Raw genomic sequence first — 13,184 nt, 5'->3', positions numbered from 1 at the left:
ATTCGCCTCCCGCTAACGAGAGATCGGAAGCGCAAGTGGTTGAAGTTGTTGAAGAATTCTTCGAAAACTTCTGAAAATAATCACTTGACAGCAAATGAGGCTGCTGTAGAATGCGCGCCTCGGTTGAGATGAAAGATCTTAACCAACCGCTCTTTAACAACTGAATCAAGCAATTCGTGTGGGTGCTTGTGGAGTCAGACTGATAGTCAACAAGATTATCAGCATCACAAGTTACTCCGCGAGAAATCAAAGATGTAACCAACGATTGCTGAGCCAAGTTTAGGGTTTCTTAAAAACCCAAAGATGTTTGAACTGAAGAGTTTGATCATGGCTCAGATTGAACGCTGGCGGCAGGCCTAACACATGCAAGTCGAGCGGATGACAGGAGCTTGCTCCTGAATTCAGCGGCGGACGGGTGAGTAATGCCTAGGAATCTGCCTGGTAGTGGGGGACAACGTTTCGAAAGGAACGCTAATACCGCATACGTCCTACGGGAGAAAGCAGGGGACCTTCGGGCCTTGCGCTATCAGATGAGCCTAGGTCGGATTAGCTAGTTGGTGAGGTAATGGCTCACCAAGGCGACGATCCGTAACTGGTCTGAGAGGATGATCAGTCACACTGGAACTGAGACACGGTCCAGACTCCTACGGGAGGCAGCAGTGGGGAATATTGGACAATGGGCGAAAGCCTGATCCAGCCATGCCGCGTGTGTGAAGAAGGTCTTCGGATTGTAAAGCACTTTAAGTTGGGAGGAAGGGCATTAACCTAATACGTTAGTGTTTTGACGTTACCGACAGAATAAGCACCGGCTAACTCTGTGCCAGCAGCCGCGGTAATACAGAGGGTGCAAGCGTTAATCGGAATTACTGGGCGTAAAGCGCGCGTAGGTGGTTTGTTAAGTTGGATGTGAAATCCCCGGGCTCAACCTGGGAACTGCATTCAAAACTGACAAGCTAGAGTATGGTAGAGGGTGGTGGAATTTCCTGTGTAGCGGTGAAATGCGTAGATATAGGAAGGAACACCAGTGGCGAAGGCGACCACCTGGACTGATACTGACACTGAGGTGCGAAAGCGTGGGGAGCAAACAGGATTAGATACCCTGGTAGTCCACGCCGTAAACGATGTCAACTAGCCGTTGGGAGCCTTGAGCTCTTAGTGGCGCAGCTAACGCATTAAGTTGACCGCCTGGGGAGTACGGCCGCAAGGTTAAAACTCAAATGAATTGACGGGGGCCCGCACAAGCGGTGGAGCATGTGGTTTAATTCGAAGCAACGCGAAGAACCTTACCAGGCCTTGACATCCAATGAACTTTCCAGAGATGGATTGGTGCCTTCGGGAACATTGAGACAGGTGCTGCATGGCTGTCGTCAGCTCGTGTCGTGAGATGTTGGGTTAAGTCCCGTAACGAGCGCAACCCTTGTCCTTAGTTACCAGCACGTAATGGTGGGCACTCTAAGGAGACTGCCGGTGACAAACCGGAGGAAGGTGGGGATGACGTCAAGTCATCATGGCCCTTACGGCCTGGGCTACACACGTGCTACAATGGTCGGTACAAAGGGTTGCCAAGCCGCGAGGTGGAGCTAATCCCATAAAACCGATCGTAGTCCGGATCGCAGTCTGCAACTCGACTGCGTGAAGTCGGAATCGCTAGTAATCGTGAATCAGAATGTCACGGTGAATACGTTCCCGGGCCTTGTACACACCGCCCGTCACACCATGGGAGTGGGTTGCACCAGAAGTAGCTAGTCTAACCTTCGGGAGGACGGTTACCACGGTGTGATTCATGACTGGGGTGAAGTCGTAACAAGGTAGCCGTAGGGGAACCTGCGGCTGGATCACCTCCTTAATCGACGACATCAGCTGCTCCATGAGCTCCCACACGAATTGCTTGATTCATTGAAGAAGACGATAAGAAGCAGCCCGAAATTGGGTCTGTAGCTCAGTTGGTTAGAGCGCACCCCTGATAAGGGTGAGGTCGGCAGTTCGAATCTGCCCAGACCCACCAATTTTGTGTGGGAAACGCCTGTAGAAATACGGGGCCATAGCTCAGCTGGGAGAGCGCCTGCCTTGCACGCAGGAGGTCAACGGTTCGATCCCGTTTGGCTCCACCACTACTGCTTCTGACGTATGAAAGCTTAGAAATGAGCATTCCATTGAAAGATGGTGAATGTTGATTTCTAGTCTTTGATTAGATCGTTCTTTAAAAATTTGGGTATGTGATAGAAAGATAGACTGAACGTTACTTTCACTGGTAACGGATCAGGCTAAGGTGAAATTTGTGAGTTACTCTGAATTGAGTATTATCGAATTTTCGGCGAATGTCGTCTTCACAGTATAACCAGATTGCTTGGGGTTATATGGTCAAGTGAAGAAGCGCATACGGTGGATGCCTTGGCAGTCAGAGGCGATGAAAGACGTGGTAGCCTGCGAAAAGCTTCGGGGAGTCGGCAAACAGACTTTGATCCGGAGATGTCTGAATGGGGGAACCCAGCCATCATAAGATGGTTATCTTGTACTGAATACATAGGTGCAAGAGGCGAACCAGGGGAACTGAAACATCTAAGTACCCTGAGGAAAAGAAATCAACCGAGATTCCCTTAGTAGTGGCGAGCGAACGGGGACTAGCCCTTAAGTGGCTTTGAGATTAGCGGAACGCTCTGGAAAGTGCGGCCATAGTGGGTGATAGCCCTGTACGCGAAAATCTCTTAGTCATGAAATCGAGTAGGACGGAGCACGAGAAACTTTGTCTGAATATGGGGGGACCATCCTCCAAGGCTAAATACTACTGACTGACCGATAGTGAACTAGTACCGTGAGGGAAAGGCGAAAAGAACCCCGGAGAGGGGAGTGAAATAGATCCTGAAACCGTATGCGTACAAGCAGTGGGAGCAGACTTTGTTCTGTGACTGCGTACCTTTTGTATAATGGGTCAGCGACTTATTTTCAGTGGCGAGCTTAACCGAATAGGGGAGGCGTAGCGAAAGCGAGTCTTAATAGGGCGTCTAGTCGCTGGGAATAGACCCGAAACCGGGCGATCTATCCATGGGCAGGTTGAAGGTTGGGTAACACTAACTGGAGGACCGAACCGACTACCGTTGAAAAGTTAGCGGATGACCTGTGGATCGGAGTGAAAGGCTAATCAAGCTCGGAGATAGCTGGTTCTCCTCGAAAGCTATTTAGGTAGCGCCTCATGTATCACTGTAGGGGGTAGAGCACTGTTTCGGCTAGGGGGTCATCCCGACTTACCAAACCGATGCAAACTCCGAATACCTACAAGTGCCGAGCATGGGAGACACACGGCGGGTGCTAACGTCCGTCGTGAAAAGGGAAACAACCCAGACCGTCAGCTAAGGTCCCAAAGTTATGGTTAAGTGGGAAACGATGTGGGAAGGCTTAGACAGCTAGGAGGTTGGCTTAGAAGCAGCCACCCTTTAAAGAAAGCGTAATAGCTCACTAGTCGAGTCGGCCTGCGCGGAAGATGTAACGGGGCTCAAACCATACACCGAAGCTACGGGTATCATCTTAGGATGATGCGGTAGAGGAGCGTTCTGTAAGCCTGTGAAGGTGAGTTGAGAAGCTTGCTGGAGGTATCAGAAGTGCGAATGCTGACATGAGTAACGACAATGGGTGTGAAAAACACCCACGCCGAAAGACCAAGGTTTCCTGCGCAACGTTAATCGACGCAGGGTTAGTCGGTCCCTAAGGCGAGGCTGAAAAGCGTAGTCGATGGAAAACAGGTTAATATTCCTGTACTTCTGGTTATTGCGATGGAGGGACGGAGAAGGCTAGGCCAGCTTGGCGTTGGTTGTCCAAGTTTAAGGTGGTAGGCTGGAATCTTAGGTAAATCCGGGATTCTAAGGCCGAGAGCTGATGACGAGTTATCTTTTAGATGACGAAGTGGTTGATGCCATGCTTCCAAGAAAAGCTTCTAAGCTTCAGGTAACCAGGAACCGTACCCCAAACCGACACAGGTGGTTGGGTAGAGAATACCAAGGCGCTTGAGAGAACTCGGGTGAAGGAACTAGGCAAAATGGCACCGTAACTTCGGGAGAAGGTGCGCCGGTGAGAGTGAAGGACTTGCTCCGTAAGCTCATGCCGGTCGAAGATACCAGGCCGCTGCGACTGTTTATTAAAAACACAGCACTCTGCAAACACGAAAGTGGACGTATAGGGTGTGACGCCTGCCCGGTGCCGGAAGGTTAATTGATGGGGTTAGCTAACGCGAAGCTCTTGATCGAAGCCCCGGTAAACGGCGGCCGTAACTATAACGGTCCTAAGGTAGCGAAATTCCTTGTCGGGTAAGTTCCGACCTGCACGAATGGCGTAACGATGGCGGCGCTGTCTCCACCCGAGACTCAGTGAAATTGAAATCGCTGTGAAGATGCAGTGTATCCGCGGCTAGACGGAAAGACCCCGTGAACCTTTACTATAGCTTTGCACTGGACTTTGAATTTGCTTGTGTAGGATAGGTGGGAGGCTTTGAAGCGTGGACGCCAGTTCGCGTGGAGCCAACCTTGAAATACCACCCTGGCAACTTTGAGGTTCTAACTCAGGTCCGTTATCCGGATCGAGGACAGTGTATGGTGGGTAGTTTGACTGGGGCGGTCTCCTCCTAAAGAGTAACGGAGGAGTACGAAGGTGCGCTCAGACCGGTCGGAAATCGGTCGTAGAGTATAAAGGCAAAAGCGCGCTTGACTGCGAGACAGACACGTCGAGCAGGTACGAAAGTAGGTCTTAGTGATCCGGTGGTTCTGTATGGAAGGGCCATCGCTCAACGGATAAAAGGTACTCCGGGGATAACAGGCTGATACCGCCCAAGAGTTCATATCGACGGCGGTGTTTGGCACCTCGATGTCGGCTCATCACATCCTGGGGCTGAAGCCGGTCCCAAGGGTATGGCTGTTCGCCATTTAAAGTGGTACGCGAGCTGGGTTTAGAACGTCGTGAGACAGTTCGGTCCCTATCTGCCGTGGACGTTTGAGATTTGAGAGGGGCTGCTCCTAGTACGAGAGGACCGGAGTGGACGAACCTCTGGTGTTCCGGTTGTCACGCCAGTGGCATTGCCGGGTAGCTATGTTCGGGAAAGATAACCGCTGAAAGCATCTAAGCGGGAAACTTGCCTCAAGATGAGATCTCACTGGAACCTTGAGTTCCCTGAAGGGCCGTCGAAGACTACGACGTTGATAGGTTGGGTGTGTAAGCGCTGTGAGGCGTTGAGCTAACCAATACTAATTGCCCGTGAGGCTTGACCATATAACACCCAAGCAATTTGATTACTCGAAAGAGCATCAGATTGCGGTGTGTGAAGACGAAACGAACCGAAAGTTCGATGTTCACAAACACCGAAAGCTATCACATACCCAATTTGCTGAAGCGAGGCCATCTGGCCACGACTCAGTCCCCGAATTTCTTGACGACCATAGAGCGTTGGAACCACCTGATCCCATCCCGAACTCAGTAGTGAAACGATGCATCGCCGATGGTAGTGTGGGGTTTCCCCATGTGAGAGTAGGTCATCGTCAAGATTAAATTCCGAAACCCCAATTGCGAAAGCAGTTGGGGTTTTGTTTTGCCCGCAGGAAATGTACCTGCTTGATTTCTATGCAACGGCCCGGGGCATAGCTATCATTCGGGCCTCATTGTGAGGCGAGACTTGCATGCTGACGTTGTTGAATCTTCTGAAGGATGGACGGTTTCATTCTGGTCAGGACCTTGGCGCTGCCTTGGGAATTAGTCGAAGTGCGGTATGGAAGCAGCTTCAGCACCTCGAGGCTGAGCTTGGGCTATCCATCCACAAAGTTCGGGGGCGTGGCTATCAGCTATCTGCTCCGCTGATGTTGCTCGATCCTCTTAAAATGGCAGGAATGAAAGCAGTCTGGCCAATCACGGTCCTGGACACTACCGACTCCACTAATGCTGAGGCGTTGCGCGCCATTGGCTTAGGGCAAGAGGCCCCATTTTTGGTGCTTGCCGAGAGGCAGACCTCCGGGCGTGGGCGCAGGGGGCGCAAGTGGGTTAGCCCGTTTGCCGAAAACCTTTATTTCAGTCTTGTTCTGCGGATTGATGGAGGTGTGCGCCAGCTTGAGGGGCTCAGCCTTGTCGTTGGGCTGGCAGTCTTGCAAACCCTACGAAAGCTGGGTGTGACTGGCGCTGGTTTGAAGTGGCCCAATGATGTTCTGGTTGGCAATAAGAAGATTGCCGGCATCCTGTTAGAACTGGTTGGAGATCCGGCGGATGTCTGTCACGTGGTTCTGGGTATAGGCGTTAACGTGAATATGCAGGTTGCAGAAGAGGTTGATCAGCAATGGACGTCCATGCGGCTTGAGACCGGTAAAAGCTGTGATCGCAATATTCTAGTGGCCGAGTTGGGCGAGCAATTGCTGGCATACATACAGCGTCAACAAATAGATGGTTTCTCGGTTCTTCAGGCTGAATGGGAAGAAAATCATTTGTGGCAAGAGCGATCGGTGTCCTTGATTGCTGGTGTCAGTCAAATAGATGGAGTAGTGCTCGGAATTGATAACCAGGGTGCGCTGCGATTAAAGGTGAATGGCGTGGAAAAGGTCTTCAGTGGCGGCGAGCTCAGTCTGAGGTTACGCGATGATTCTTGAGCTCGACTGCGGAAACAGCTTCATAAAGTGGCGAGTGCTAAGTGGTGCTGAGGTTGTGTTGATCGCGGAGGGAGTGGTTGATTCGGACCTGGCGCTTTGCGAAAGCTTGTGCAAGCTGAGCGGGCTGTCGCTAAGAAGTTGTCGCATGGTGAGTGTTCGTACTGCTGCGGAGACTAGTGCCTTAATTGAGATGCTTGAGCGAGACTTTGGTGTTTCAGTTATCTGTGCGAAACCTGCTCGTGAAATGTCAGGTGTTAGAAACGGTTACGAAGATTACGAGCGTCTAGGTCTGGATCGCTGGTTGGCGATGCTGGGTGCTTTCCGTCTGGCTAAAGGTCCATGCCTCGTGTTGGACTTTGGTACGGCAGTGACAGCTGACTTTATCGCGATAGATGGGGATCATCTTGGTGGTTTCATTTGTCCTGGTATGCCGTTGATGCGCAACCAGTTGCGTACCCATACTCGAAAAATTCGCTATGACGATGTCGCTGCTGAGCGTGCGCTGACAAGCCAAGCGCCGGGACGAAGCACTGTTGAGGCTGTAGAGCGCGGATGCTCACTGATGTTGAGGGGGTTCGTGCTTACCCAGTTGGAAATGGCGCGATCCTATTGGGGGGAGGGCTTCACTGTATTTATTACAGGTGGCGACGCAGATCTGGTTGCAGGTGTAGCGCCCGGGGCCAGGTTTGTTCCAGATCTTGTATTCGTCGGTTTAGCTTTGGCGTGTCCTTTGTCTTGAGGTATGTATGCGTTGGATGTTCCTGCTGCTTCTTGTTCTCAATATTTTCTATTACGTCTGGCATCAACAGGAAGCGCCATTGCGGGCAAAGGACGTAACGCCGCTGAGTTTGTACAAGGGTTCACCGCAGGATATTCGTCTGCTGAGTGAAGGTGGAAGGGCCCCCAAGGAGAAGCCTGGTCCGCAACGAACTGAAAGTCAGTGCCTTTATCTAGGTGGTTTTGCTCGTCAGGAGATGGTTGCGGTGCTAGGCGAGCGTTTGGCTCAAATGGATATCAAGGCTCAGCCATCGCTTGAGGGGGCTCCTGCAGCGGGTTTCTGGATGCGTATTGCACCTGAAAGCCAGCGTTTGCTGGGGGATGCGCAGTTGCAAAACCTTTCCAACGAATTCAATGAGTTAAAACATAAAATAATGCGGTGTGAGGGGGTTGCACCTGCTGAATAGTTTGAATAGAATGGCGCCCGCTCCGCAGTGAAGACCTTTCAAAGGTTGACGAAGTAGAGCGATGTCAAAGCAGCTAACCTCAGGTTTTTAAATGAGAAATTGCTTGACAAGGGTTTGGCATAGTATAGAATGCCGGCCTGATTAGGAGGGGTTCCCGAGCGGCCAAAGGGATCAGACTGTAAATCTGACGTCTACGACTTCGAAGGTTCGAATCCTTCTCCCTCCACCAGATTTTAGCGTGAGCTGCAAGCTCTGCGGGTATAGTTTAGTGGCAGAACCTCAGCCTTCCAAGCTGATGATGCGGGTTCGATTCCCGCTACCCGCTCCAAGTTTGCAGGTTGTGCAAAGTGTTTCGCTCTTGTAGCTCAGTTGGTAGAGCACACCCTTGGTAAGGGTGAGGTCAGCGGTTCAAATCCGCTCAAGAGCTCCATATAACAAGGCAGATATGAAAATATCTGCCTTTGTTTTAATGGCTTTTGTTGTTTGCTTAATTCTTCTGATAGGGGTGATATCGATGGCTAAGGAAAAGTTTGATCGTTCCCTACCGCACGTCAACGTTGGGACCATCGGTCACGTTGACCACGGTAAAACCACTCTGACTGCTGCTCTGACTCGCGTTTGCTCCGAGGTTTTCGGTTCTGCAATCGTTGACTTCGACAAGATCGACAGCGCCCCGGAAGAAAAAGCTCGCGGTATCACCATTAACACCGCGCACGTTGAATACAACTCGCTGATCCGTCACTACGCTCACGTTGACTGCCCAGGTCACGCTGACTATGTGAAGAACATGATTACCGGTGCTGCCCAGATGGACGGCGCAATCCTGGTTTGCTCGGCCGCTGATGGCCCGATGCCGCAAACCCGTGAGCACATCCTGCTGTCCCGCCAGGTTGGCGTTCCGTACATCGTGGTTTTCCTGAACAAGGCTGACCTGGTAGACGACGCTGAGCTGCTGGAACTGGTTGAGATGGAAGTTCGCGACCTGCTGTCCACCTATGACTTCCCAGGCGACGACACTCCGATCATCATCGGTTCGGCTCGTATGGCTCTGGAAGGCAAAGACGACAACGAAATGGGCACCACTGCCGTTCGTAAGTTGGTTGAGACTCTGGATACCTACATTCCGGATCCGGTTCGCGTAGTCGACAAGCCGTTCCTGATGCCAATTGAAGACGTATTCTCGATCTCGGGTCGCGGCACTGTTGTGACTGGTCGTATCGAGCGCGGTATCGTTCGCGTTCAGGATCCACTGGAAATCGTTGGTCTGCGTGACACTACTGTCACTACCTGCACCGGTGTTGAAATGTTCCGCAAGCTGCTCGACGAAGGTCGTGCTGGCGAAAACTGCGGCGTGTTGCTGCGCGGCACCAAGCGTGACGACGTAGAGCGTGGCCAGGTTCTGGTTAAGCCAGGTTCGGTTAAGCCGCACACCAAGTTTGAAGCAGAAGTTTACGTTCTGAGCAAAGAGGAAGGCGGCCGTCACACTCCGTTCTTCAAAGGCTATCGTCCGCAGTTCTACTTCCGGACCACTGACGTGACCGGTAACTGCGAACTGCCGGAAGGCGTTGAAATGGTAATGCCGGGCGACAACATCAAAATGGTTGTCACCCTGATCAAGACCATCGCAATGGAAGACGGTTTGCGTTTCGCCATCCGTGAAGGCGGTCGTACCGTCGGTGCTGGTGTCGTAGCTAAAATCATCGAATAAGCGGTTGTAATGTATTTTTCGGGCCGGCATAATGGTCGGCCTGATTTTGTTTTAGGTCAGTAGCTCAATTGGCAGAGCGACGGTCTCCAAAACCGTAGGTTGGGGGTTCGATTCCCTCCTGACCTGCCAGATTCACTCGGTGTGTCTGGCTTTCTTTTCACAGGATCTTCATAGATGACTCCTAAGGCTGAAGCACAAAGCTCTCGCTTCGATCTGCTCAAGTGGCTTGTAGTAGTCGCTTTGGTAGTTGTAGGCGTTGTTGGCAATCAGTATTACGCTGCTTCGCCGATCCTGTACCGTGTACTGGCTTTGCTTGTCATTGCTGCTGTAGCTGCCTTTGTAGGCCTGCAGACTGCGAAGGGCAAGTCTTTCTTTGTACTGGTTAAGGAAGCTCGTACCGAGATTCGTAAAGTCGTGTGGCCAACTCGCCAAGAAACCACGCAGACCACCCTAATTGTGGTGGCTGTTGTTCTGGTTATGGCGTTGCTGTTGTGGGGGCTTGATTCCCTGCTCGGTTGGCTTGTTTCCTTGATTGTCGGCTAAGGGTGTCCCGTGGCTAAGCGTTGGTACGTTGTGCATGCTTACTCGGGTTACGAGAAGCATGTCATGCGCTCGCTCGTTGAGCGAGTAAAGCTGGCTGGCATGGAAGATGGCTTCGGCGAAATTCTGGTTCCCACTGAAGAAGTGGTTGAAATGCGTAATGGCCAGAAGCGCAAAAGCGAGCGTAAATTCTTTCCAGGCTATGTGCTGGTACAGATGGACATGAACGAGGGTACTTGGCACTTGGTCAAGGATACTCCTCGGGTGATGGGTTTCATCGGCGGTACTGCTGATAAGCCTGCGCCGATTACTGATAAAGAGGCGGAAGCAATTCTGCGTCGTGTTGCTGATGGTAGCGACAAGCCTAAGCCGAAGACTCTCTTCGAGCCAGGTGAAACAGTACGAGTCAACGACGGGCCATTTGCTGATTTCAATGGTGTTGTTGAAGAAGTTAACTACGAAAAGAGCCGGATCCAAGTGGCGGTGCTCATTTTCGGTCGCTCTACTCCGGTAGAGTTGGAGTTCAGTCAGGTCGAAAAGGTCTAGCTGAGCAAGCATCCCAACCCCGCAGCCTTAGGCTGTGGGGTTTTGTCGTCACTGGGATATACGCGCAAGTAACCGGGGAGCCTTCCGAGGCGTTTGAACCCGTAATTGGAGTGCCTCATGGCCAAGAAAATTACCGCTTACATCAAGCTGCAAGTGAAGGCCGCTCAGGCTAACCCAAGCCCACCTGTTGGTCCTGCTCTGGGTCAGCACGGCGTGAACATCATGGAATTCTGCAAGGCTTTCAACGCCCGTACTCAGGGTATTGAAGCAGGTCTGCCGACTCCAGTGATCATCACTGTCTACAGCGACCGTAGCTTCACTTTCGAAACAAAATCCACCCCTGCTTCGGTTTTGCTGAAGAAGGCGGCCGGTCTGACCAGCGGTTCCGCTCGTCCGAACACCGTTAAGGTTGGCACTGTTACCCGTGCTCAGCTGGAAGAAATCGCGAAAACCAAAAACGCGGATCTGACTGCAGCTGATATGGATGCAGCCGTGCGTACTATCGCCGGTTCTGCTCGTAGCATGGGCCTTAACGTGGAGGGTGTGTAATGGCTAAGCTGACCAAGCGTCAAAAGGCTATCGCCGGCAAAATCGAAGCAGGCAAGGCCTACAACATTGTAGACGCCGCTGCTCTGCTGGCTGAGCTGTCGACTGTCAAGTTCAGCGAGTCGTTCGACGTTGCTGTAAACCTGGGTGTAGACCCGCGCAAATCTGACCAGGTTGTTCGTAGCGCTACTGTGCTGCCACACGGCACTGGCAAGACCGTTCGCGTTGCTGTGTTCACCCAGGGTCCTGCTGCTGAGGCCGCTCTGGCTGCCGGCGCTGACCGTGTAGGTATGGACGACCTGGCTGCCGAAATGAAAGGCGGCGACCTGAACTATGACGTAGTGATCGCATCCCCGGATGCCATGCGCGTTGTAGGTCAGTTGGGTCAGATCCTTGGTCCACGTGGTCTGATGCCTAACCCTAAGGTTGGTACTGTAACTCCAGACGTAGCTACTGCGGTTAAGAACGCAAAAGCTGGTCAGGTTCGTTATCGCACTGACAAAAACGGCATCATTCACACTTCCGTTGGCAAGATGGGCTTCGACGCCGTCAAGCTGAAGGAAAACGTTGAAGCCCTGATCGCTGATCTGAAGCGTATCAAGCCAGCTTCTTCGAAAGGTATCTACGTCAAGCGCGTTACCCTGAGCACCACTATGGGCCCAGGTCTGATCATTGATCAGAGCTCGCTGGACGCGTAAGACAAAAATTGGCGCGGTTATTCGCGCCAGTTGAAAGATTGGGGTCCCTGCCTGGCGGGGGCTATCCAAGACCGTAGGCGACGCAAGTCTTAAACCATAAGCCTACGCAGATGGTGCTCCCGGTTCCTTACCGAATCAGACACCAAAACGACATTCGGTTTCGATCGAGTGAAACGGTAACAAGCAGGAGTTAAACCCGTGGCAATTAATCTCGAAGACAAGAAGGCCATCGTCGCTGAAGTCAACGAGGCTGCCAAAGTCGCTCTGTCCGCTGTCGTGGTTGATGCACGTGGCGTAACAGTAGGCGCAATGACCGGACTCCGTAAAGAGGCTCGTGAAGCTGGCGTTTACGTACGTGTTGTACGTAACACCTTGCTCAAGCGCGCTGTTGCTGACACTGAATACAGTGTTCTCAACGACGTGTTCACCGGCCCGACCTTGATTGCATTCTCCAACGAACATCCTGGCGCTGCTGCCCGTTTGTTCAAGGAATTTGCCAAAGGTCAGGATAAGTTCGAGATCAAGGCAGCTGCGTTCGAGGGCAAGTTCCTCGCAGCTAATCAGATCGACGTGCTGGCAAGCCTGCCGACCCGTGACGAAGCAATTTCTCAGCTGATGAGCGTGATTCAAGGCGCTACCAGCAAATTGGCTCGTACTCTGGCGGCACTTCGCGACCAGAAAGAAGCAGCTGCAGCTTAAGGCTCAGCGTTTCAACTCTCGCGTATTTTTGTTTATTTCGATGGCCTACAGGCTGTCCCCCAATTCAGGAAATAAGTCATGTCTCTGACTAACGAACAAATCATCGACGCAATCGGCGAAAAATCGGTTCTGGAAATCGTTGAGCTGATCAAGGCAATGGAAGAGAAGTTCGGCGTATCCGCTGCCGCTGCTTCTGCTGGTCCAGCTGCTGCTGCCGCTGTTGTTGAAGAGCAAACCGAGTTCAACGTTGTTCTGCTGGAAGCTGGCGAGAAGAAAGTAAACGCCATTAAAGCAGTTCGCGAGCTGACCGGTCTTGGCCTGAAAGAAGCCAAAGAGAAAGTAGACGGCGCTCCTCAGGTTGTTCTGGAAGGCGTTTCGAAAGAAGCTGCTGAAGACGCCAAGAAGAAGCTGGAAGAAGCAGGCGCTAAAGTCGAGCTGAAATAAGCATCGACTTTGCTCCTCCAGCCCGAGCGTCAAGCGACAGGCTGATGGCTGGTGGCTCTTGCCACCGGCCTTTTTCCGTTATTGGCAGCCGACTGGGTCGGTGCTGATAACGAGCTGTAACCACCCGATGTGGTGGAGCAAACCATGGGGTTTGCACGATTTTCTGGCTGCTCCCGTCGGGAGGGGCCAAACAAGCAGGTGACCAAGC

General features: G+C 52.1%; 10 protein-coding genes, 6 tRNA genes and 3 rRNA genes. All 19 read left to right on the top strand.

Annotated elements, in window-relative coordinates; translation table 11 throughout:
- The first annotated feature begins 309 nt into the window (after nt 1-309).
- The 19 genes from AB4P97_RS20665 (at nt 310) to rplL (ending at nt 12,976) form a co-directional block, all read left to right on the top strand.
- Nucleotides 310-1,846: ribosomal RNA gene (locus AB4P97_RS20665) — 16S ribosomal RNA — on the top strand.
- Nucleotides 1,847-1,928: 82 nt separating this feature from the next.
- Nucleotides 1,929-2,005: transfer RNA gene (locus tag AB4P97_RS20660), tRNA-Ile, on the top strand.
- Nucleotides 2,006-2,035: 30 nt separating this feature from the next.
- Nucleotides 2,036-2,111: transfer RNA gene (locus tag AB4P97_RS20655), tRNA-Ala, on the top strand.
- 248 nt (nt 2,112-2,359) lie between these two features.
- Nucleotides 2,360-5,253: ribosomal RNA gene (locus tag AB4P97_RS20650) — 23S ribosomal RNA — on the top strand.
- A 156-nt stretch (nt 5,254-5,409) separates the two neighbouring features.
- A 5S ribosomal RNA gene (gene rrf / locus AB4P97_RS20645) occupies nt 5,410-5,525 on the top strand.
- Together the 16S, 23S and 5S rRNA genes with 2 tRNA genes alongside form the textbook arrangement of a ribosomal RNA operon.
- 132 nt (nt 5,526-5,657) lie before the next feature.
- The gene (gene birA, locus AB4P97_RS20640; protein WP_042561354.1) at nt 5,658-6,611 is read left to right on the top strand and encodes a bifunctional biotin--[acetyl-CoA-carboxylase] ligase/biotin operon repressor BirA; all 954 of its coding nucleotides are present in this window, start codon (nt 5,658-5,660) and stop codon (nt 6,609-6,611) included.
- The gene (locus AB4P97_RS20635; RefSeq protein ID WP_042561353.1) at nt 6,601-7,350 is read left to right on the top strand and encodes a pantothenate kinase; all 750 of its coding nucleotides are present in this window, start codon (nt 6,601-6,603) and stop codon (nt 7,348-7,350) included. The genes birA and AB4P97_RS20635 overlap by 11 nt, the downstream gene beginning before the upstream one ends.
- Nucleotides 7,351-7,357: 7 nt before the next feature.
- On the top strand, nt 7,358-7,795 hold the full coding sequence (locus AB4P97_RS20630) for a hypothetical protein (protein WP_042561352.1): 438 nt from the start codon (nt 7,358-7,360) through the stop codon (nt 7,793-7,795).
- A 144-nt stretch (nt 7,796-7,939) separates the two neighbouring features.
- Nucleotides 7,940-8,024 (top strand) — tRNA-Tyr (locus AB4P97_RS20625).
- Between the two features lie 25 nt (nt 8,025-8,049).
- Nucleotides 8,050-8,123: transfer RNA gene (locus AB4P97_RS20620), tRNA-Gly, on the top strand.
- A gap of 26 nt (nt 8,124-8,149) precedes the next feature.
- Nucleotides 8,150-8,225, top strand: a tRNA-Thr gene (locus tag AB4P97_RS20615).
- 84 nt (nt 8,226-8,309) lie between these two features.
- The gene (tuf, locus tag AB4P97_RS20610; protein WP_042561351.1) at nt 8,310-9,503 is read left to right on the top strand and encodes an elongation factor Tu; all 1,194 of its coding nucleotides are present in this window, start codon (nt 8,310-8,312) and stop codon (nt 9,501-9,503) included.
- A 53-nt stretch (nt 9,504-9,556) separates the two neighbouring features.
- Nucleotides 9,557-9,632 (top strand) — tRNA-Trp (locus AB4P97_RS20605).
- 45 nt (nt 9,633-9,677) lie between these two features.
- Nucleotides 9,678-10,046: a preprotein translocase subunit SecE gene (secE, locus tag AB4P97_RS20600; RefSeq protein WP_042561350.1), complete on the top strand. Its 369-nt coding sequence runs from the start codon at nt 9,678-9,680 to the stop codon at nt 10,044-10,046.
- 9 nt (nt 10,047-10,055) lie between these two features.
- Nucleotides 10,056-10,589, top strand: a complete 534-nt coding sequence (gene nusG / locus AB4P97_RS20595; RefSeq protein WP_007916492.1) for a transcription termination/antitermination protein NusG — start codon at nt 10,056-10,058, stop codon at nt 10,587-10,589.
- Between the two features lie 117 nt (nt 10,590-10,706).
- The gene (gene rplK / locus AB4P97_RS20590) at nt 10,707-11,138 is read left to right on the top strand and encodes a 50S ribosomal protein L11 (RefSeq protein WP_042561349.1); all 432 of its coding nucleotides are present in this window, start codon (nt 10,707-10,709) and stop codon (nt 11,136-11,138) included.
- Complete coding sequence (gene rplA / locus AB4P97_RS20585; protein WP_042561348.1) at nt 11,138-11,833, top strand: 50S ribosomal protein L1; 696 nt, start codon at nt 11,138-11,140, stop codon at nt 11,831-11,833. The genes rplK and rplA overlap by 1 nt, the downstream gene beginning before the upstream one ends.
- 198 nt (nt 11,834-12,031) lie before the next feature.
- Nucleotides 12,032-12,532: a 50S ribosomal protein L10 gene (rplJ, locus tag AB4P97_RS20580; protein WP_007916479.1), complete on the top strand. Its 501-nt coding sequence runs from the start codon at nt 12,032-12,034 to the stop codon at nt 12,530-12,532.
- Between the two features lie 78 nt (nt 12,533-12,610).
- Nucleotides 12,611-12,976 (top strand): 50S ribosomal protein L7/L12, encoded by a 366-nt coding sequence (gene rplL, locus AB4P97_RS20575; protein WP_042561347.1) that lies wholly within the window; start codon nt 12,611-12,613, stop codon nt 12,974-12,976.
- Nucleotides 12,977-13,184 lie beyond the last annotated feature (208 nt).

The sequence above is a fragment of the Pseudomonas sp. A1230 genome (assembly GCF_044218825.1).
GTDB lineage: Bacteria > Pseudomonadota > Gammaproteobacteria > Pseudomonadales > Pseudomonadaceae > Aquipseudomonas > Aquipseudomonas iridis.
The sequence above is the reverse complement of the archived record's forward strand: the minus strand, read 5'-3'. Positions and strand labels throughout refer to the sequence as shown.